This window comes from Exiguobacterium sp. s56, assembly GCF_018618255.1.
Taxonomy (GTDB): domain Bacteria; phylum Bacillota; class Bacilli; order Exiguobacteriales; family Exiguobacteriaceae; genus Exiguobacterium; species Exiguobacterium chiriqhucha.
Genome location: NZ_JACSLR010000010.1, coordinates 81,612 through 102,414 on the forward strand (window position 1 = coordinate 81,612; position 20,803 = coordinate 102,414).

Consider the following 20,803-nt stretch of genomic DNA (forward strand, 5'->3'; position numbering starts at 1 on the left):
GGATGGAATATTCTATTCAAAAAGAAGTCCAATCGATTAAACGAATTCAACGCTTTGGGGGCGCGGTTCTGGGCATCTACATTCTATTAATGATTGTTGCGCTTCTATTCGAAAAGATGTTATTGATTCCTTTAATGTGGACCATCGCCGTGTTCCTTATTTTCATGGGGCATAAACAATACCGTCTCCTTCGCTATGTCTCGACGCACTCAAAAAGCTTACAGTGGCTAAAGGTCGAATATGCGGACACTTGGATTAGCGCGATGTTAATGGGAACGTTTATGACGACCTTGCTCACAACGGAGTCGCTTGGATTTGGGATTGGACTTCTATTTGGGATTTGGGGTTTAACTGAACATCATCGGAAACGATTCATTGAACGTCAGTTGAAAAAGCATGATCCTCATGCACCGACGTATGAAGAATTGATGGAAAGGATGAGCTAAATGGAACTGTCACCACAATCAAAACAACAGATTGATACGATTCTCCGGTTTGAGAAGTGGACGAGTTGGGGTTTCGGTATAACTGTCTTCTCAGCGGTCGTTGGGATGTTAATTTACGCATCGTACTGGGACATGCCCGAGTCATTTATCCTTGTGCTCTTAGTGTCGGTTTTCGCTCTGATGATTAGCATCGAAACGACTCGATTTCTCATGTGGCGTCGGTTCGTGAAAAATGGACAGGCACGGAAATTGCTTACGCTCCGGTATACGATTTATTTGATTGGGGTTAGCGCAATCGGATACTACGGGATTGTCGTATTCTATGAGACGCCACAACCGCAATCATTTCAGGCGTTCTTGTTGTCGCAAGCCTTTTTCTGGGGAGCTGCCTTTTTCGGGAAGTGGCTCGATCGCATCATCCAAAAGCATGACGGCCATTATTTGACGGGGGAGGATTTAAAACTGATTCGGGAAGCGCGCGACATCGAGAAGGAGCAAGGTCATGGATAAACGGAGCCAAATGCGTGAATTGACGGCGTTCGACCAGAGAAAGCATTCCACACAAGTGTTCTTGTCAGCGGTGTTGGCCGCACTTCTATTTTTCTCATTAGAGTATAATTGGCTATCACCCATGACAGTCATATTTCTCAGCATCGCAGCGGGTCTTCCCGATTTTCGTAAGATGTGGCAACGTGAGAATATTAAAAAACAATTTTTGAAGTCGGATGCAGCAAAGCGGCTCATCCATCTTAACTCCATCTTTGGGCTCGTGACGCTACCATTCTTCCTAGTGTGGATTTACGCATTGCTCACGGATTGGATTTCACTTCAAGCGTTCGCTTTGATTGGGCTAGGAGCTTACATGCTCGCCATTCTTGAGCATCGTCTTTATGAGCGGCATATGGCTCAGCTCGACGAGCACTACGTCACGGAAGCCGAATTGCGAGAAGAACAAAAGTGGGGGAGCGCTTAGGCGCTTCCTCTTATATGTTAAGGAGGATAATGATGAATCGGAAAGTATGGATCATTTCAGGTCCGGCTGGTGTCGGAAAGTCGACGACGGCGATATGGCTCGCTCAAAGCATGGAGAAGAGTGCATACGTGTCAGGCGATGACATCAGTCATATGACGGTGTCCGGTCGTGAAAGACCGTGGGAGACCGAGCGGGCAAACGATTTGGTTTGGAAGAATATCGTCGCGTTGACTGATAATTTTCTTGAGGCGGGATATGACGTCGTCGTGGACTGGGTCGCTTTTTGGCAAGACGTGAAGCGCTACACGGTTCACTGGATTGAACAAGGTGTCGAAGTGCGCTACGTCATCTTATGGGCGGAGCAAGACGTTCACGTCCAACGTGATCAACACCGGCCGAGCGATGCGCAGATGGGCGAGCGGGTCATCATATTGCGGAACTAGTTTCTAAGCTCGGGTGCACCGGACCGTTACTATTTAGACAACACGGTCGGTGAGTTGAGCGAAATGATTCAACAGCTTCAAGAAAGCGAACAATTCGTGCTGACAGATTTGCAACAGAGTGGAGCCAGTACATGAGGATTGCGACGTTCAACCTCTGGAACAATCCGACATTATGGTCGGAGCGGATCGAGTCCATCTGTGCCACAGTGAAGATGATTGACGCCGATGTGCTGGCGCTTCAAGAAGTCAAAACGCATGTGGAAGGGGAGCAAGGCATCAGTGTAGCCGAGCAGATCGCCCACGAAACGGGCTATCCGTTTTGCGTGTTTCTCGCCTATCCGGACTCACCCGATGAAGGGCTCGCTGTCTTAAGTAATATTCCCCTCGATACGAATGATGCGATTTGGCACCACGAGGTAGAAGAAGCGAACTACTGTGCGATGCGGGTGACGTTTCAAGCAGGAGGTCACGCGTTCGGATTGACGAACGTCCATCTGAATTGGCGGTCGCCGGTCATTCGGGAAGCGCAAGTGCGAGCGGTCCGCGAGTGGATCGGTGAGGGAGAACGTTACGAGTTGCTATGTGGTGACTTCAATGACAATCCGCAGTCGGAGATTTATCGTGATTTGACCGCACATCGTTGGATCGATGTCGCCATGTGTGGTCGTGGAGGGGATGAGCCGACGCTGGATTATGTACACAATCCGTATTTGAAGCAGGATTCTTTGCAGAAACAACCAGCACGCTATGATTGGATGTTATTGCGTCACGACGAAGAGGACGTCCCCTTCATCTCGAACGTGGGCGTGTTTGGAAAGACGTCCGTCACAGACGCCGATCTATTGCCGAGTGATCATTATGGAGTCTTACTCGACCTCGACATCACGTAAAAAAGGGGGAACGCCTAGGCGCTCCCCCTTTCTCATTTAAACGTACGGATGACGAAGTAGAGACAGATGAGGAACGGGATCAAGAACATACTTCCGATCCACTCGCCTTGACCAAACAGGAGCCAGGCGAAGAGCTGGAATGACAAGACGCCGCCAGCAGCAAGTCCAGCAAAGCGATACGCTTTCGGGCGAAGCGACGGGTCATCCCACCATTCTTTAAAGAACGGGAAGCTGAACAAGAGCGCAAGCGCCAAGAAGAAGGCGGCCGGAAACACAAGAAAATCCCCAACTTCACTCTGTCCTTCAATTTGTAGCCATTTGGATGCGGTCGATAAGATGATGCCGATGACGAGAAAGACGATATTCATAGCCATTCCTCCACTCCATCTATATATACTTCCATCATGACCGAACCAGCTCGACGAGACAAGCCTGTTGAAAAAAGTAGCTTTTTAGTGAAAGTGGTGACTTTTACATGAACAGTAAAAAAGTATCGGATTCTGTTGTGACATAAACACTTTCGGATTCAATCGAGACCAGCTAGCATGAAAGGGTATCTGGAGAAACGGCCAGCTATGAAGGAAAAGCGCCAGAACTCTAAGGAGTTGACGAGGTGGGGGTAATCGAGTTTTCGGCGGATGCCTCCTAGTCGCCTGTCACGACTAAAAGTGTTCTTTTAAAACGTTCGGGTGACCGGACGGACAATGAGGAACACGTTGACAGCACTCTAAAAAGCCCGTTTCCTTTTTCGAGAAATCGAATATAGAGGAGATTTTTGTATGTGTGGAATTGTAGGAATGATTGGTCAAGTCGGAACGAAAGAGATTTTATTGAAAGGGTTGGAGAAGCTCGAGTATCGAGGCTACGACTCAGCCGGAATCGCGCTCGTCGGTGATGATGTCCATGTATTCAAAGAAGTCGGTCGCATCGCCGCACTTCGTGACATCGTACCGGTCGAAGCGGAAGGCGCCATCGGCATCGGTCACACACGTTGGGCGACACATGGGGTGCCGAGCGTCCCGAACGCCCACCCGCACCAGAGCACGACGGGCCGCTTCACGCTCGTCCACAACGGTGTCATCGAGAACGACGAGCAGATCAAGGCGACGCTCGACGTCCCGTTCCTCTCGGAGACGGACACGGAAGTCATCGTCCAGTTGATGGAGAAGAACTTCGTCGTGCTAAATGACGTCGAGGCGGCGTTCCGCAAGACGTTGGCTGAGCTCCACGGCTCGTACGCAATCGCGATGATCGACTCAGAGGACAAAGAACGCCTCTATATCGGCAAGAACAAGTCACCACTCCTCGTCGGACTCGGCGACGGCACGTTCAACGTCGTGGCGTCTGACGCGATGGCGATGCTCCAAGTGACGGACCAGTACCTCGAGCTCCACGACGGCGAGATTGTCATCTTGACGCGCGAATCGGCGACGATCAAGACGCTCGACGGCGACGTCCTTGAACGTGCCCCGTACACGGCCGAGATCGATGCGTCAGACATCGAGAAGGGCACGTACGCGCACTACATGTTGAAGGAGATGGACGAGCAACCGGCCGTCATCCGCAACATCATCCAGCACTACCAGAACGACGCCGGTGACATCGAGCTCACGGAAGGCGTGCGCTCGCTCGTCTCGGAAGCGGACCGCATCTATATCGTCGCCTGTGGCACGAGTTATAACGCCGGGCTCGTCGGAAAAGACATCCTCGAACGGATTGCCGGCATCCCGACCGAGGTTCACGTCTCGTCAGAGTTCGGCTACAATATGCCGCTCTTAAGTTCACGTCCGCTCTTCGTCTTCTTGTCACAGTCTGGAGAGACGGCTGACAGCCGGGCCGTCCTCGTCGAAGTGAAGAAGCGCGGCTACAAGGCGCTCACGATGACGAACGTGCCAGGGTCGACGCTCTCGCGTGAAGCGAACGAGACGATGCTCCTCCACGCCGGCCCGGAGATCGCGGTCGCGTCGACGAAAGCATACACGGCCCAAATCGCCGTGCTCGCGATTCTCGCCTACGACATCGCCCGCGCGAACGGGAAAGAGTTGCCGTTCGAATTGATGCCGGAACTCGCGCGCGTCGCGACGATCATGGACTCGATCATGTCACAAAAAGAGCTGTTCGAAGATTTGTCGGACCGCTACTTGAAGACGACACCGAACACGTTCTTCATCGGACGCGGACTCGATGCGTCGGTCTGTCTCGAAGGCGCGCTCAAAGTAAAAGAAATCTCGTATATCCAAGCAGAAGGCTACCCGGGCGGAGAGCTCAAACACGGTTCGATCGCCTTGATTGAAGATGGCACACCGGTCATCGCGCTCATCTCGCAACCGAAGACGAACTTGAACATTCGCGGCAACGTCAAAGAAGTCGTCGCCCGTGGTGCGAACGCGTGTATCATTTCGATGCAAGGCGTCGAGCACGAGAACGATGAGTTCATCTTGCCGCACGTCGAACCAATTCTCGCCCCGCTCATCACGGTGTTACCGGTTCAACTCATGGCGTATTATGCCGCGCTCGCCCGTGGCTGTGACGTCGATAAGCCGCGTAACTTGGCGAAATCGGTGACGGTTGAATAATATAGTTGTTTAAATATGGAAGCCTCAAATTCATTCGCTTATAATTAAATAAGCGAATGAATTTATTAGGAGGATATTGATGGCTAGTGTCATAAAAATCAATCGTCGAAATCTAACATTGAAAAAATCATATACTGAACCCAACTTTAGTGGTAAAAGTGTTTTAGTCAGTGATCCCTGGGAATATGTAGAATTGTGGTTGAAGAGAAATAATAAAAATAACGATGCGTTATTTTATTGGCAACAAGCTAAGCAGTTCTATGAAGCAACATTATCTTTACCTTTAACAGCTGCACCTTTAACATCTTATTACTGCTTTTTAAATGCGACTAAAACTCTATTATTGATTCGAGGTATTCAATTCGCAGATAGGCATGGGATTTCAGGCTATAGAAAAAATTCTAAGCCTGCTTTAAGTAATGAAATGATTATTTTAAAACAGCATGGGATTATGCCTGCATTATGTAAATGCTTTGACGATCAGATATCATCAGGAAACTCAAAAGTTGAGTACACATTAAAAGATTTATTAAGAAATCTTGTTTATATTCATCGTACATATTGTTTAACGTACAAATCTGAAGGTAGTAAAGAGTTATTTATTCCTTTGGAGGATGTTTTTTTAGTTAAAAAGGATAAATCTAGTGAATGTTGGTTTAGCGCTGAAATAGATGAAAAGTATGCAACTAAACATACTATGAACAAGATAGGCGATTTTTTCGAAAGAGATGTTAATTTTGAAGAAAGATTTATTGTTCGTTTAAAGAAACGTTCGAAGTGGACAGGTAATAAAACTGTAAGTACTACTAAATTTATCAACTATCATAAAAAAGCTAGGAAGCATGTACAGTACATTGCAGGAGCATCTAGTAGATGGTACATTAAACGAACAAATATTAAGGAAAGTATTTCTTTGAATTCATTAGCAATTACATTCGCTGCAATGCATAGATTAAGTGAATTATCTAGATATGAGCCTATTACTTTGTCGAAGCATTTGAACAGTCAACAAAACTGGTTGTTATCAGAATTTATACAAAGTGCGCCTTATCAATTTATACACGAAATAGCTTCTGAAATTACTGGAGAAGAATTTTTAGTTCCACGTAGAGGAATTTAAAATTCAAGAAGTGAATAAATAATCTATTTGTATTGTTCTTCTACAATAGAGAAGAAGGTACATTGATTTTAGCAGTAAAAAGCACCGTTCCGATTGAGGAAAGGTGCTTTTTACTGCTTGCCGATATCTTTGCCAACAAGCAAAATAGTAGGTGGAGTAAGCGGTTGCATCGTATGGTTAGATAAAGATAAGCGATGAAAGAAGGTCTGACATGAACGTATATATTGCCTGTCCATGCGGGTTCGTCACGAGCGCGATGGCGGCGAAGCTGTTTGCTGAAGCGTGTTCGGGAAAATTGTCGTGTGTGATTCAACACGGCACGTATCGAGACATCCCGGAAGACGTGGATTGGATTATCTATCAAGCCGGGACTGAGACGGTCGATCATCCGACCGCGCACGTTCGCTCGGTCAGACACATGTTATCGCTCACGGAATATCGACAACTCGTCGAGGAATGGGTGAATGCATATGAAACATGAGTGGAGCGCCCGAGAGCGCTCGATTTTACTACATCTATTGGCAACGGAGACCTCGACACCGCTCGCGGAAATCGCGCAAGCGGTCAATTTGTCTGAGCGGACGATTCAACGGGAGCGTCAACTGCTCGAAGGCATCCTGCGCGAGTTCGAATTGGAACTCGCTTGGCAGCGCGGGCACGGCCTCAGTCTCATCGGTCGTTCCGATGCGAAGCAACAGTTGCGCGAAGACTTGATTTTGTCGGCCGAGGCGATTCCAACGGCGGAGGACCGCATCTTCGAGCTTGCCTGGCGACTGCTGTTTGAAAAAGACACGCTCAAGCTGCAGGCGGTCGCGAAACAGATGCACGTCTCACCGAGCACGCTCACACAGGACCTTGAGAAACTCGATCGTTGGTTCGACGAGTATCACCTTGAAGTCGAGCGGAAGAAAGGGGTCGGCGCGCGGGTGATCGGCCTCGAAGCCGAGAAGCGGAAGCTGATGATCAATGCGCTGCTCGCTCATTGGGACACGCTCGCGTTCTATCGCTTTGTCCGCGGGGAGGATGATTACATCCCGACCTTTTTGAAGACCGTTCCGTGTGACGTCATGCTCGAGGCGCTTCGTGACGGTTATGACTATTTGAAGGAACATCCGTATGAGCGGATGGACGACCGGACGATTATGCGGGTGACGTTCGCCTATGGCGTGCAACAAGCCCGTCTGGACGCCGGCTTTTTCCTAGAGATTTACACGAAAGGACGCTCCGACGATTACTTGAAAGTCGCGTTTGATATGGAGACGGCCCTCGGGACGCCGTTCTCGATGGCGGAGCGGGTCTGGTTCGCTGAAGAAGCGAATCGGCTCCGGTCATTGAAGGAACAGATGAAAGAAGATGAGGAAGAGCGTTGGGTCATGCAGATCCGTGTCCATAAGCTCATCCATCACGTTTCACTGATCCACGGATTCGCCTTCACGGACGACGCCGCGCTCGAGAAAGGGCTGCTCGCCCATATCTTGTCGAGTATGAACACCCAAGCGCTCCCTGATACGGACACGGTTCGTCCGCACATCGACCGTGACTATCCGCATTTACGTTCGGCCATTCAACAAGCGGCCGATATCGTCTTCGGGACAAACACGTTCACGGAAGAAGAGACGGTGTTTTGGGCGATGCATTTCGCCGCCGCGCTCGTCAAACCGGTCCGGCGTCGGGAATATCGAGCCCTTGTCGTCTGTTCGGCGGGTCTAGGCTCTTCGAAGATGCTCGTCAACCGGGTCAAACAAGAGTTTCCAGAGATGCAGGACGTCGTCAACTCGTCGTTGTTCGGTCTCGAACAGCATCGACTCGACGACTATGACGTCATCTTGTCGACCGTGCCGTTGCCGCCGTTATCGGTGCCGACGCTCATCGTCAACCCGCTGTTGACGAACGAAGAAGTGCAACGCGTCCGCCACTTGTTGTTATCGCTCCCACAGTCGTTCCAGACGAAAGAGAAGAGCCACTCAACGATGCTCGACTTCAATGAACTCGGTGCTCTCGTCGAGACGTTCGAACGGATGGACCGGCAGTTCGATCTCGTCACGCTCGATAATAGCGACCGACTGGAAGACATCTTGCTCGATATCGGGACGCATCTAGAAGAACGGGGGCTCGTCCAAAGCGGCATTCAATTGTCGGCCCAACTGCTCCGGCGTCACGAAGTGGCGGGGCTCGGGATCCCGGGCACGAAACTGGCCTTGTTCCATGGACGTCACGCGTCGATTGAACGGGCGAGCGTGTTCGCTTTCGACTTGAATCAATCGATCCCGCTCCTCATGATGGACCAATCGACCGAACCGGTATCCCGTCTGCTCGTCTTGCTCGCACCGGAAGAGGCAGAGGACGTCGAACTCCAGTTCCTCAGTGCCGTCAGCGGATCCTTGATTGAGAGCGAACGACATATGAACTTATACAGTAACGGTTCAAAGAAAGAACTGCGTCTCTTGCTTCATGAATGTATGAAGAAAATGATTCAAGACACGCTGCACGAGAAATGACCCGCCGTGGTCATTTTTTTATTTGGCACAGAATGTTGCCAAAGTATGAACTGGATTGAATTGAGAAAGCGCTTACGCTGAGACTACAATACGAGTGTAGAGCACAAACCGGTTAGCTACACTACAACAATCTACCTTTCACAATAATCGACTGGAGGTTTTATACATGGCGAATGCGCAAGCTGGCTCGGGCGGGGTTCGAGTCAAAGTACAACGGTTCGGGAGTTTCCTGAGCGGAATGGTCATGCCAAACATCGGCGCCTTCATCGCCTGGGGGATCATCACCGCCCTCTTCATTCCAACGGGCTGGTGGCCGAATGAAAAATTAGCAGAACTCGTCGGTCCGACGATCACGTATCTGTTACCGCTCTTGATCGGGTTCACCGGCGGTAAGTTGATTCATGACGTACGAGGCGGAGTCGTCGGGGTACTCGCCACGATGGGGGTCATCGTCGGGACGGACATTCCGATGTTCCTCGGTGCGATGATCATGGGTCCACTCGGTGGATATGTCATTAAACAGTTTGACCGCCTCATCGAAGGCAAAGTCAAAGCTGGATTTGAAATGCTCGTCAACAACTTCTCGGTCGGTATCATCGGTGGTCTTCTCATGATCGGTGGCTTCGAAGTGTTCGGTCCAATCATGAGCGGCCTTGATAAAGTCATGGCAGCCGGTGTCGACTGGATCGTCGGTGCGAAGCTGTTGCCAATCGCCAGTCTATTCATCGAACCAGCGAAAATCTTGTTCTTGAACAACGCCATCAACCACGGGATTTTGAGCCCGCTCGGTGTCGACCAAGTGGCGGACGCCGGGAAATCGGTCTTGTTCTTACTTGAAGCAAACCCGGGACCAGGTCTTGGTTTACTGCTTGCTTACATGGTGTTCGCGAAAGGCGCGGCCAAACGTACGGCACCAGGGGCAGCGATCATTCACTTCCTCGGTGGGATTCACGAGATTTACTTCCCATACGTCTTGATGAAACCAATCTTAATCCTTGCGATGATCGCAGGGGGGGCAACTGGGGTCTTCACATTCGTCTTGTTCGATGTCGGTCTCGTCGCACCAGCGTCACCAGGTAGTATCTTCGCAATCCTCGCAATGGCTTCACGCGGTTCGTACCTCGGGCTCGTCACAGGGATTCTCTTGTCGGCAGCGGTCACGTTCGCCGTGGCAAGTGTCATCTTGAAATCGAGCGCGGCAGAAGAAGTGTCACTCGAAGAAGCGACACAAAACGTCAGCGCGATGAAAGGCAAACAGTCGTATGCGTCAGCTCTCGTTCACGACCGTCTCGATAAAGTCGATCACATCATCTTTGCTTGTGACGCCGGTATGGGTTCGAGCGCGATGGGCGCGTCGGTGCTTCGCAATAAAGTGAATAAGGCGAATTTGCCAATCAAAGTCACGAACACGTCAATCAGTCAATTGCCGAAAGACGCTCAATTCATCATCACCCACGAGGATTTGACGGACCGGGCCGAGGCACAAGTGCCGGATGCGATTCACCGTTCGGTCACGAACTTCTTGAACGCCGACTATTACGATCAATTGATTGAAGAAATCAAAGCAGAACGCAGCAAAATCTCATAACACAAGTAGACAGAGACAAGGGTTAAGGTATAGGAGGAACTAAAATGCCATTCATTCAGACAGAGATGATTCGACTCAACCAATCGTTCAACACGTCGGCCGAAGCGATTGACGCAGCCGGTCAAGTATTAGAAGCAGCCGGTTGCGTATCTCCGGCTTACGTCCAAGCGATGCACGAGCGTCAAGCGCTCTCAAGCGTGTATATCGGGAACCAAGTCGCGATTCCGCACGGGACCGAGGAAGCGAAATCCGCCGTTCAAAAGACGGGGATTTCCATCCTCCAAGTGCCGGCCGGCGTCGATTTCGGTGGCCAGACGGCGAAACTCGTCATCGGGATTGCTGGTGTGGATGACGAACATTTGGAACTCCTGTCCCAAATCGCGGTCATCTGTTCAGATGAGGATAACGTCGAGCGTCTTGTACAGGCGAAGACGAAAGAAGAGATTTTGTCGCTATTCATGGAAGAGGTGGCGTAATGAAAGCCGTACATTTTGGGGCAGGGAATATCGGACGTGGATTTATCGGATTGTTGCTCAATCAGAGTGGTTACGAGGTCACGTTCGTCGATATTAACGATACCGTCATCCAAGCGTTAGAAGACAAGCGATTTTATGAAGTCGGATTCGCCGAAGAAGGCGTCGACAACGTCCTCGTCGACCGGGTCCGCGGCGTCAACAGTTTGACCGATCCGGAGCGGGTCATCGCCCTCATCGCGGAGGCCGATCTCGTCACGACCGCGGTCGGACCGACGCTGTTGCCGAAAGTCGCGCCACTCATCAGCGAAGGACTCCGTGAACGCGTGACGTCGGCACCCGTTTATGTGATTGCTTGCGAGAACATGATTGGCGGTAGCGCATCACTTCATCAAGCGATCGAAGCGTCAGGTGGTATCGGGACGGCCAATGCCTCGTTCCCGAATGCGGCCGTCGACCGGATCGTCCCGTTGCAACAACACGCAGACCCGCTATTCGTCGAGGTCGAGACATTCTACGAGTGGGTCATCGAGACGAAAGGATTGGCCGAGCGGCCCCCGCTTCAAGGTGTGACGTGGGTCGACGAGATTGGGCCATACATCGAACGGAAGCTGTTCACGGTCAACACGGGTCACGCCATCGCGTCGTACATCGGTTCCTTGTTCGGGAAAGCGACGATCGACGAGGCGCTCAAAGACCGCCGTGTCCGTCAAGTTGTGCAAGGCGCGTTGTATGAGACTGGTTGGCTCCTCCTCGAGAAGTACGGGTTCGAGGCGAAAGAACACAGCCAATACATTCAAAAGATCATCAAGCGGTTCGAGAATCCGAAGTTGAAAGATGAAATCTCACGCGTCGCCCGCTCACCGATCCGTAAGCTCGGACCGAGTGACCGGCTCGTCAAACCGGCCCGCGAACTCATCGATAACGGCATCGAACCGAATGAACTGGCATACGGAATCGCGGCTGCCTTGACCTATTACAACCCTGAGGATTCAGAATCTTCTGAACTCAATCTTTCCATCGAAGAAGACGGAATCGTCTCGACGGTAGAAAAATATCTCCAATTGCATGAGGATGACACGCTGACGAAGCTGATCCTCGAACAATACCACTTGATTCGCGAGCAAGAAAAAGCGCAAGTCTCGTAAAACGATTCTCCCGTGCCTGGTGGCATGGGAGATTTTTGGCATACAAAAAGACTGCAGCGCAGGGGCTACAGTCTGATCAAGCGCGGGTCTTTCCAAACTCGATGTACGTCGTGACCGATTTGACATGTTTCACGACGTCCTTTTCAAGAAGTGGACGACTGAAGTAATAACCTTGGACGTAATCACACTGTTCGTTCAGTAACCATTCGAGCTGATCCGACGTCTCGACACCTTCCATGAGCACTTTCATACCCAAGTTATGACCGAGTTGAATCATCGAGCGAACGATGGCTTCCTGGTTCCGATCGGTGAACAAGTTGACGATGAACGACCGGTCGATTTTCAACACTTGGACCGGTAGCTCACGCAATTGACGGAACGACGAGTAGCCCGTCCCGAAATCGTCGAGTGAGATTAAAATCCCGAACTGATGGAGCTGGGTGAGTTTCTCTCGCGTCGATTCTTCATATGACAGCATCGACGACTCCGTCACCTCGAGCTCGAGGAACATTGGGTCCATCCCGGTCTCATCCAAGATGGCCTGGAGCGACTCGACAAAATCCTCACGCGCGAACTGGAGCGGGGAGACGTTGACCGAAAGCGTGAATGGTTTCACGCCCGACTTCTTCCAACGGACCCAAGCTCGGCACGATTCACGCATGACCCAACTGCCGATTGAGTGAATCAGGCCGGTGTTCTCCGCGATTGGAATGAAGTCTGTCGGTGACACGTGACCGAGCTCGCGGTTGTTCCAACGCAGGAGCGCCTCAACGCCTTCGAGTCGATTTTGCGTAAGTGACACTTTCGGCTGGTACACGAGTGAAAACTCATTTCGGTCGAGCGCCTGCGCGAGCGCCTTTTCGATTTCGACGGTACGAAGGATTTGATGCTTCGACTCGTCTTCGAATTCTTTAATTTGATTCTTACCGGTCCGTTTCGACTCGTGGACGGCGAGGCGTGCGTATTGCACGAGCTCCTCGGCCGACTTCGTATCTTTCGGATAATGACTGATGCCGGCGCTCATCGTCAGTTCGACGGTCGTCCCGTCGATATCGAACGGTTGCGAGATCGCCTTGATACACTTCTCGGCTTTCTGTTTGGCGAGCGTGCTCCGCTTATCAAACAGCAAGATGATGAATTCGGATGAACCGACGCGCGTCAAAATGTCATCCGGGTGAATGGTCACTTGCAGACGCTCAGCGATTTGCATCGTCAGTTCGTCCGAGCCGTGATGCCCGAGCATGTCACTCAAGAAACGCCACCGGTCGATGTCGATGTAGAGACAAGCGACCGGGTCTTCGATTTGAATATGTTCGGCTAAAATCCGTTCGAGCTTATGCCGGTTCGGTAAATCCGTGAGCGTATCGTGATACGCCATATGTTCGACGAGCCGCTGTGAGGCAATTGTCTCCGAGACGTCACGCAAGAACCAAAGTACTTGGTCCATTGTTTCCCCTTTGAGTGGATAACTCGTCACTTCAATCGTCCGGTCGTCGAGATCGACGCGTCTCGGTTCATGGAACGGTTGATTGATTGTGAGCGACGGATGATAGTCTTGGAAGAAGGCATCCTGCTCGACTTCATCGAACAAGCGATAGAAGGCTGTGTTCGCGTATTGAATCATCCCGTCTTTCGTCGTCGTGACGACTGCATCCGTCGTCGAATCAAGAATCGTCGCTTGAATGAATTCTCGTTTGCGGAGATGACGATCGAGCGTGAGTGATAAGAAGAAGATGGCGAACAAGAGAATCGTAATCGCCGTCACGAGCCATGCGAGCAGTGAAGGCTCAATCGCATTGGCGAAAGGTCTGTCTGTCTCAACGAACGTGAACGTCGCCGCTAGCATGCCGACGAAATGCATGCCGAAGATGGCGACACCCATCAAAAGGGAGAAGAACACCTTCAGTTCCATATGCATCTTTTTCTGTGTGTACTTCGAAAAGAAGCCAATCCATAAGGCGCCGAGCGAGGCGCCGAGCGCAATCAAAATCGATAGCGTCGCCAACCATGGATTGTAGGAAGTCGTGACGCCTTGGAGCGCTGCCATCCCGACGTAATGCATGCTGGCGATACTGCCTCCCATGACTAGTCCGGCACCGATTAGGGCTGGTCGAGTCGTGCGACGCGAGACAATCAAGAAGCCGAACATACAACCGGCCATGGCGATGACGACGGACAATAGGACGAGCGGGACCGAATACGTGATCGGTCGCAATACCTCATGGGCCAGCATGGCGATGAAATGCATCGACCAAATGCCGAGACCGAGTGTCGCGCCACCAGCGATGATCCAGACGTTTTGGGTGGAACGGTTCGCTGAATTGACACGTCGGGCCAGTTCGATGGCGGCGTAAGCAGAAACGGCGGCAATCAGATAAGACAGAATCACGAGAAACCCATTGTGACTCATCGAGTGTTCAACGACTGGTTCCATATATACCTCACTATGAATGTAATTTTTTTGTAATTTCAATTATACCTTGGAATTCAAAAGTCCATCTATCATTTTGCTTCATATAATAAAAATATTTTTTGCATGAAATAGGGAAGTCGTTCGGAAAGCGGGTAAACTACGGATAGAAGGAGGGGAGACGAATGATACCGACAAAGAAAGAAATCATCTTATTTCTCCTCATCGCGTTCGGGTTCTCATGGTTGGCGTGGTGGGGACTATTTATTAGGACCGAGTTACCGATTCAAGCGATTGTGCTGATCGGAGCGTTCGGTCCAAGTCTTGCCGGGAGTTACATGGCGTTCCGGGAGAACGGTTGGGAAGGTGTCACGACGTTATGGAAGCGGGGATTCGAGTGGCGGATGGCAGGCAGATACTATGCGTTCGGCCTGTTGTTCCTTCCCTCCGTTTTCCTGATTGCCTATTGGTGGTCCGATGCGGAAGGGGCGTTGCTGTTTGAGCGTCCGTGGCTCGTCGTGCCGACGTTCTTCTACATGCTGTTCCTTGGCGGCACGATGCAAGAAGAGTACGGATGGCGCGGTTATTTGCTCAACGCGTGTCAATTGAAGACGACCCCGATCAAAGCGAGTTTGTTCGTAGGGGGCATTTGGACCGTCTGGCATACACCACTCTTTTTGATGGAGGGGACCGGGCAATCGCTCATCCCGTTTTGGGCATACGCCATGGCGATTCTCGCTTTCACGTTCATCATATCTTGGCTCTACAATGTTACGACGATGAATTTATGGTCCGTTTTCTTGCTCCATACGATGTTCAATGTCTCGTTCGCACTCATTCCACTAATGAAGCCGGGCATGTTTCCGATCGGCTTTCTCCATTTGACGTTATTGCTCGTCACGACTGCAATCGTCCTCATCTGGAGAACGCATGGACATCTCGGTTACGATCATCTCGAGCAGCTCGAGGCGGTGGAAGGGTCGCATCAACCGAACGTTACGCCAGAAGCGGACGCGGGTAAAGACTAGCACGTATCATTCAGGAACAGAGGGAAGTGGAGAGATTGAACTTTCGCCCGCTCGAACGTGAAGATGTAAAGCCGCTCCAACGGCTGTTTATGGAGAGTCTGAGTGATTTGATTCGCCGAGAACAGTTTGAAGATGCCGACTTGTTGGATGAGGAAGTCGAACGGTTGAATACGACCGTTCAAGACAGTTTCGAGGACGAGACCGTTCAAATTTTCGTGGTGCTCCAAGACGACGTCATCGTAGGGACGGCCGCGATTTTGCCTCCGAATGACATCATTACCGCACACGTCGACATCGAGCCGAACGTTCCTGAAATCGGATGCATGTACGTCGCACCTGGTGCCCAACGCCAAGGTGTCGGTCGTTTCTTGATAGACAATATGAGACGGCAACTCGTGGCGAATCAACAAACGGCATTTTATTTGGATGCCGGTTTTCCAACGTCACAAGCCTATTGGGAGAAACGGCTCGGCCCGCCGCTCGTGACGATTGAGCACTATTGGGGTCCGGGGGCGCATCATAAAATTTGGCGTTGTCCCGCCAATGAAAAAGAGACCTGATCGCATGCGATCAGGTCTCTTGCTTATTTATAAGTGCTCATAAATTGATGAATCCCAGAAGCGGTGGCATCTGCCATCCGTTGCCGGTATGTGGTGCTCGTCAAGTGCGAGCGGTCGTTCGAGTTGCTGATGAAACCATATTCGACAAGGGTCGATGGGACGCTGTTCTTGCCGACGACATAAACGTTTTGATATTTCACACCACGGTTACGAATCGTTGGGATTCGGACACCGAGTTCACGGTTGATGGCTGCCCCTAAACTACGGCTAGCCGAGATGTATGGGTTCGTCGTATAACTTTCACCGGTCGGGACGAGGACTTCGTGACCGTGGTAAGACGTATTCGTCGACGAGTTGTTATGAATGCTGACGAAGGCGCTACCTTTATACGATTTTGTCAATTCGACGCGTTGTGCGAGCGACAAGTACACGTCGTTCGAGCGCGTCATCCGTGCGTTATAGCCATATGTATTCGAGAGCGTACTCGCGAGACGTGCGGCGATATCGAAAGCGATGACTTTTTCGTACACTGATCCGTACACAGCCCCTGGGTCATTCCCGCCGTGTCCAGCATCGATCACGATCGTCCGACCTGAACCGGTTGATGTTGTTGGTGTCGTCGTCGTGGCCGGCTTCAAATACTGCGAAGCGACGTAACCCGTCTTGCCGCCGTAACTGACCTTATACCAAGAGCCGTACTTGCTGACGTACTTGACGGTCGCACCGTTTGGGATAGTCAGCAACACCGTGCTCCACGAGGCTGCCGTCAAGCGCATGTTCAAGTTGACCGTCGTTTGGTAGGACGTGGTAGAAGTCGTCGTAGTCGGGGCTCCGGTGGCTGTTAAGTATTGCGAAGCGACATAGCCCGTCTTTCCGTTGTAACTGACTTTATACCAAGAGCCATAACGACTGACATACTTGACGGTGGCGCCGTTCGGGATCGTCGTCAAGACCGAGCTCCACGAGGCTGCCGTCAATCGCAAGTTTAAATTGACCGTCGTTTTGTAGTACGAGGCTGAGCTCGGCGTCATCGTCGAGGGAGTCGAAACTTTCACGTATTGCGAAGCGACGTAGCCGGTCTTGCCACCGTAGCTGACCTTGTACCAAGAGCCGTACTTGCTAACATATTTGACGGTCGCCCCATTTGGAATCGTTAAAAGGACAGGACTCCATGTGGCGGCACTTAAACGAAGGTTCAAGTTCGCTGTCGTCGTGTATGTAGAGGCAGCTTCGACTCGGCTCGATTCGAAACCGTTCGGCGTCAAGTCGAATGGGGCGATGGCCATGCCACCAATGACGAGGGAAGAGCTAAGCAACAGTTTCAAGTTCCAAGATGATTTCGTTTGGTTCAATCGAGATCCGCTCCTTTATTCATAAGATAGGTGAAGTAGCTGTGAAATGAAATCGTCATCATGTCTCCGTTATTATATAAGGAAACAAGAAAAAAATGGAGGTTAATATGTAAATTGTTTGACTTTTTTTCGATAAGTTTATTTCCAGGGTTTCGGAAATAAAAAAGAGACGCACGAGGGCGTCTCTTTCTAAAAAATTATCCGAGGCGTGGAAGTTCTTCGCCAAGTGGTTTGATTGTACTTTCTACTTTTCCAAGACGAGGTAATTCTTCACCAAATTGCTTTACTGGTACTGTAAGTTTACCTAAACGTGGAAGCTCTTCGCCGAATGGTTGAATTTGTACATCAAATTTACCAAGGCGAGGTAGTTCTTCACCCATTGGTTTAATTGAACTACCTAATAGTAAGACTGCTGCTACGATAAATAATAGACCTGTAATCTTTTTCATCATGAATCCCTCCGCTAAATATAATATTGTGTTGAAAGCTTCAATTCCTAGTGTGATAGTACTCAGTAGTCAGAAACTGGAGATTCTAGTAAATTATATACCGATTCTGATTGTTGGTAAACACGTGATTCCAAATCTCCGACATATTGTTGTGGTACATTCGGTTCATGTAACACGACTTTGTCAGACCCTTCTTTGGTCGAAGAGGATAAGATTGGAACGTGTGCTTCTTGACTGAGTAATGTGCTGCATAGAGGAGAGAGTTGATTTTCTAATGATTGAAAAGATTCTGGTCGCCAGCAAATCGATGCTTCCGGAAGAATATATAAGATATGCCCTTCCTGCAATAAAGCTAAGCATTGGCGAAGAACTCCTTGGAATTCTCGTTCCACATTGATATAGCCGAATTCTTGAAAGTGTTTCTCATAGACGGTTTTTGAACTGCGCTTTAGAATAGAGAGAGACAGTTCAGGTCCAAGAATGTATAGTTTTTTATATGAACGATTTTCTTTAAGGGTTCTTGTAATTAGTTGTGGCAAAGTTTGATAATAATCGATTTGAAATGCATTAATAATGAATCCTTTTGATGAAAATAACAATTGGGTCAAATGCTCTAACCCCTCAAACTGATTGCGATCAGCGTACGAATAAGATGCATTAAATGTAGGTGTTTGTTTAGATTGAAAATAGATTTTAGGTTTAATGTAATCTTCAGCGAGTAAAAAATTTAATTTCCCCATTGTCGTATTCACCTCCATAATAAATGAATTATTTATTGGAAATACTTAAGCTGATTCCTTATACCTAATAATCACATTGTTATTAACTGTTTATAGTTAAATCTTATCATGAATAATACGCCCATCGAACTGTTGTTGATTGGGAAAATCGGAGCCGAGAAACACGTTTTTTAATTGATTTCTAGATAAAGTTTCCTGATTACTTGCATTTTCACTAAAAATTATATGAAAAACCATTGGATATTAGGACGAAGGGGCTATCGCATAAGATGGAATATAACTACGGTAACTTAATAAAAATCGAGCGTATGCGTAGGAATATGAAGCAATCGGTACTAGCCAGAGGAGTTTGTTCGATTTCTTATTTGAGCAAAATCGAAAATAATCAAACTTCTCCTAGTGAAGAAGTACTAGAAATGATATTTGACAGGTTAAATATTGATGTTCCGCTCTACTATGACTTAAGTGAACAAATAGAGAAAGTGAAATTAGAAATTCAAGGGCTACTAAAAGAAGCAATTTTAACTCGAAAAGATATAGATAAACAAAAAGAAGTGGAGAAATATCTTTCTAATCCAGTGGTGAATCAATCAAAGGAAGTATACATTTGTTTATTACTAGTCCTAGCTAGATTTGACGTAATGCCAGGTAGAGAAGGCAGATACTTTACGGAAATCGGGTGGATAGAAGATCAGTTAGACCGTGATAACATGCTCAGGTATGACTTGCTGAAGTGTCTTAAATTGTTTCAAGCAAATGAAAAAGAGGCAGGTTTAGATGCTCTGGAAAGATTGAATGAACAAATGGTCAATACAGGAATCCCTGACTGGGAAGTTGCTGATATGCGGTATATTATGGGCGGACTTTATTATAGATGTGCAGATTACTTACAAGCTATTGAAAATGTCAAAATCGGTCTTGATTATTTTCAAGATCACTTTTATTTAGAACGAATAGTAGAATGTCATTTGTTAATTGGATTATCACATAAGCGGAGAAAGAGATTTTCAGAAGCGCTTTCCTATTATCAACGGGCAGTAAAGGTTATTAGTGCAACTGATTTAAAAAATTATAATGGTATGCTCTACAACAATATGGGGGAAGTTTATTCTTCTCTCGGAGACCAAGAAAAAGCACTCGAGTACTTTATGCGCAGTTTTGAATACAAGATTGAAGTTAAAAGTAAATTATTTAGCGTACTTTCTTTAATCGAGGGCTACACGAATTATAATGATAAACGTGAAATATTAAATTGGCTCCAAAAGGGATATGAACTAAAAGGCGATAAAGAAGGTTTAGAAGAATTTGATCATCATTTCGAAATTTATAAAAACTGTTATCAAGAACAAGATAAAATCAAATTGATTAACACGTTAAAAAAGGCAGTTCAATATTTCGAACTCTACGACGATTACGTTTATATTGAAAAATATGCTCTTTGGTTGGCGCGTGAACTTAGAGAAAATGGTAAATATAAACTCGCTACCGAATATTACGAAAAAGTTATATCTATACGCTCCCAAGCAGATTAACGCCTCCTCAGGCGTTCTTTTTTTGCACAAAAAAAGAGACGCCCGAATCGTCTCTTGTCGTTTATGGAGTGGTGAAATAATGAATCGTCCAAATCGGTTCGTTCATCAATGCTTCGTCTTCCACATGGCCCGTTTGAACTTGTTGGAGCAGGTGAATGATATGTTTTTGCAAATTGGCATCGTGAGAGCCGCTTCGCAAAATCCCATCTTCACTCGCGATGATATAAAACCCACCCAACCGCAAAGGAATATGATGTCTAACAATCGATACGGCAGCTTGCAGTTCGGCTTGCCCGCCTTGAAGTGGCACGTTTATATCAAAACGTCCCCATTGTTTAAAGTCGCCTAGTTCTGAAAACGGTGGGTCGCGGTGATCCAACTTCATGACCTCCAATCTTGTCTGTCTCTTCCTTACTAGTATAGCTCTTTTTCTAGACTTAACCTGCGAGAAAAATGGGAAGGGTAAATCGATGTTGCCTTCGTTTCTCGATGTTACTCTTTTTCTAGATTATCCCAAAACATTCCTGCTAAAAATAGAAGCTAAGGCGTAAAAAACACGACCGGAACGACTCCGGTC

The 20,803-nt window shown here is 48.7% G+C and carries 21 protein-coding genes; 15 read left to right on the forward strand and 6 right to left on the reverse strand.

Annotated elements, in window-relative coordinates; genetic code table 11:
• The first annotated feature begins 2 nt into the window (after nt 1–2).
• The 5 genes from KNP71_RS10620 to KNP71_RS10640 all read left to right on the forward strand — a co-directional run bounded on the left by KNP71_RS10620 (nt 3) and on the right by KNP71_RS10640 (nt 2,752).
• Nucleotides 3–446 (forward strand): hypothetical protein, encoded by a 444-nt coding sequence (locus KNP71_RS10620; RefSeq protein WP_029596141.1) that lies wholly within the window; start codon nt 3–5, stop codon nt 444–446.
• Nucleotides 447–956 carry a hypothetical protein gene (locus KNP71_RS10625; RefSeq protein WP_021065296.1) on the forward strand — a complete coding sequence of 170 codons (510 nt, stop codon included), beginning with the start codon at nt 447–449 and terminating at the stop codon, nt 954–956.
• Nucleotides 949–1,419, forward strand: coding sequence for a hypothetical protein (locus KNP71_RS10630; protein WP_021065295.1), 471 nt, complete (start codon nt 949–951; stop codon nt 1,417–1,419). Before KNP71_RS10625 ends, KNP71_RS10630 begins: the two co-directional genes overlap by 8 nt.
• A 32-nt stretch (nt 1,420–1,451) precedes the next feature.
• Nucleotides 1,452–1,862 (forward strand): P-loop nucleotide/nucleoside kinase family protein, encoded by a 411-nt coding sequence (locus tag KNP71_RS10635; RefSeq protein ID WP_214830679.1) that lies wholly within the window; start codon nt 1,452–1,454, stop codon nt 1,860–1,862.
• Nucleotides 1,863–1,993: 131 nt separating this feature from the next.
• A complete protein-coding gene (locus KNP71_RS10640) occupies nt 1,994–2,752 on the forward strand; it encodes an endonuclease/exonuclease/phosphatase family protein (protein ID WP_214830681.1) in 759 nt (252 codons plus the stop codon).
• A 32-nt stretch (nt 2,753–2,784) separates the two neighbouring features.
• Here KNP71_RS10640 and KNP71_RS10645 read toward each other — a convergent pair whose 3' ends face one another.
• Nucleotides 2,785–3,120: a hypothetical protein gene (locus KNP71_RS10645; protein WP_021065292.1), complete on the reverse strand. Its 336-nt coding sequence runs from the start codon at nt 3,118–3,120 to the stop codon at nt 2,785–2,787.
• Between the two features lie 411 nt (nt 3,121–3,531).
• Here KNP71_RS10645 and glmS point away from each other — a divergent pair, with 411 nt between their 5' ends.
• The 7 genes from glmS (at nt 3,532) to KNP71_RS10680 (ending at nt 12,155) form a co-directional block, all read left to right on the forward strand.
• Nucleotides 3,532–5,328 (forward strand): glutamine--fructose-6-phosphate transaminase (isomerizing), encoded by a 1,797-nt coding sequence (gene glmS, locus KNP71_RS10650; protein ID WP_214830683.1) that lies wholly within the window; start codon nt 3,532–3,534, stop codon nt 5,326–5,328.
• Between the two features lie 79 nt (nt 5,329–5,407).
• Nucleotides 5,408–6,448 (forward strand): YaaC family protein, encoded by a 1,041-nt coding sequence (locus tag KNP71_RS10655; RefSeq protein ID WP_214830685.1) that lies wholly within the window; start codon nt 5,408–5,410, stop codon nt 6,446–6,448.
• 211 nt (nt 6,449–6,659) lie between these two features.
• A complete protein-coding gene (locus KNP71_RS10660) occupies nt 6,660–6,929 on the forward strand; it encodes a PTS sugar transporter subunit IIB (RefSeq protein WP_021065180.1) in 270 nt (89 codons plus the stop codon).
• Nucleotides 6,919–8,946, forward strand: a complete 2,028-nt coding sequence (locus KNP71_RS10665; RefSeq protein ID WP_214830688.1) for a BglG family transcription antiterminator — start codon at nt 6,919–6,921, stop codon at nt 8,944–8,946. The genes KNP71_RS10660 and KNP71_RS10665 overlap by 11 nt, the downstream gene beginning before the upstream one ends.
• A 166-nt stretch (nt 8,947–9,112) precedes the next feature.
• On the forward strand, nt 9,113–10,534 hold the full coding sequence (locus KNP71_RS10670; RefSeq protein ID WP_034781590.1) for a PTS mannitol transporter subunit IIBC: 1,422 nt from the start codon (nt 9,113–9,115) through the stop codon (nt 10,532–10,534).
• Nucleotides 10,535–10,578: 44 nt separating this feature from the next.
• A complete protein-coding gene (locus KNP71_RS10675) occupies nt 10,579–11,010 on the forward strand; it encodes a PTS mannitol transporter subunit IIA (protein WP_214830690.1) in 432 nt (143 codons plus the stop codon).
• Nucleotides 11,010–12,155 (forward strand): mannitol-1-phosphate 5-dehydrogenase, encoded by a 1,146-nt coding sequence (locus KNP71_RS10680; RefSeq protein ID WP_214830692.1) that lies wholly within the window; start codon nt 11,010–11,012, stop codon nt 12,153–12,155. The genes KNP71_RS10675 and KNP71_RS10680 overlap by 1 nt, the downstream gene beginning before the upstream one ends.
• 76 nt (nt 12,156–12,231) lie before the next feature.
• On the opposite strand, the gene KNP71_RS10685 is transcribed toward KNP71_RS10680, so the two are convergent.
• Nucleotides 12,232–14,589: a bifunctional diguanylate cyclase/phosphodiesterase gene (locus tag KNP71_RS10685; RefSeq protein ID WP_051627753.1), complete on the reverse strand. Its 2,358-nt coding sequence runs from the start codon at nt 14,587–14,589 to the stop codon at nt 12,232–12,234.
• 161 nt (nt 14,590–14,750) lie between these two features.
• Here KNP71_RS10685 and KNP71_RS10690 point away from each other — a divergent pair, with 161 nt between their 5' ends.
• On the forward strand, nt 14,751–15,593 hold the full coding sequence (locus KNP71_RS10690; protein ID WP_214830694.1) for a CPBP family intramembrane glutamic endopeptidase: 843 nt from the start codon (nt 14,751–14,753) through the stop codon (nt 15,591–15,593).
• Nucleotides 15,594–15,628: 35 nt separating this feature from the next.
• Entirely contained in the window at nt 15,629–16,153 is a 525-nt protein-coding gene (locus tag KNP71_RS10695) for a GNAT family N-acetyltransferase (RefSeq protein ID WP_058765662.1), read from the forward strand.
• Between the two features lie 23 nt (nt 16,154–16,176).
• Here KNP71_RS10695 and KNP71_RS10700 read toward each other — a convergent pair whose 3' ends face one another.
• From KNP71_RS10700 to KNP71_RS10710, 3 genes are all read right to left on the reverse strand, one after another.
• On the reverse strand, nt 16,177–17,505 hold the full coding sequence (locus KNP71_RS10700) for an N-acetylmuramoyl-L-alanine amidase family protein (protein WP_051627752.1): 1,329 nt from the start codon (nt 17,503–17,505) through the stop codon (nt 16,177–16,179).
• Nucleotides 17,506–17,702: 197 nt separating this feature from the next.
• Nucleotides 17,703–17,954 carry a hypothetical protein gene (locus tag KNP71_RS10705; protein WP_021065171.1) on the reverse strand — a complete coding sequence of 84 codons (252 nt, stop codon included), beginning with the start codon at nt 17,952–17,954 and terminating at the stop codon, nt 17,703–17,705.
• A 62-nt stretch (nt 17,955–18,016) separates the two neighbouring features.
• On the reverse strand, nt 18,017–18,694 hold the full coding sequence (locus KNP71_RS10710) for a hypothetical protein (protein WP_081637888.1): 678 nt from the start codon (nt 18,692–18,694) through the stop codon (nt 18,017–18,019).
• A 269-nt stretch (nt 18,695–18,963) separates the two neighbouring features.
• On the opposite strand from KNP71_RS10710, the gene KNP71_RS10715 reads away from it, so the two are divergent.
• Nucleotides 18,964–20,226, forward strand: a complete 1,263-nt coding sequence (locus KNP71_RS10715; protein ID WP_021065169.1) for a helix-turn-helix domain-containing protein — start codon at nt 18,964–18,966, stop codon at nt 20,224–20,226.
• Between the two features lie 61 nt (nt 20,227–20,287).
• Here the strand turns inward: KNP71_RS10715 and KNP71_RS10720 are convergent, their stop codons facing one another.
• Nucleotides 20,288–20,605, reverse strand: coding sequence for a hypothetical protein (locus KNP71_RS10720; protein ID WP_125318027.1), 318 nt, complete (start codon nt 20,603–20,605; stop codon nt 20,288–20,290).
• Nucleotides 20,606–20,803: the final 198 nt, after the last annotated feature.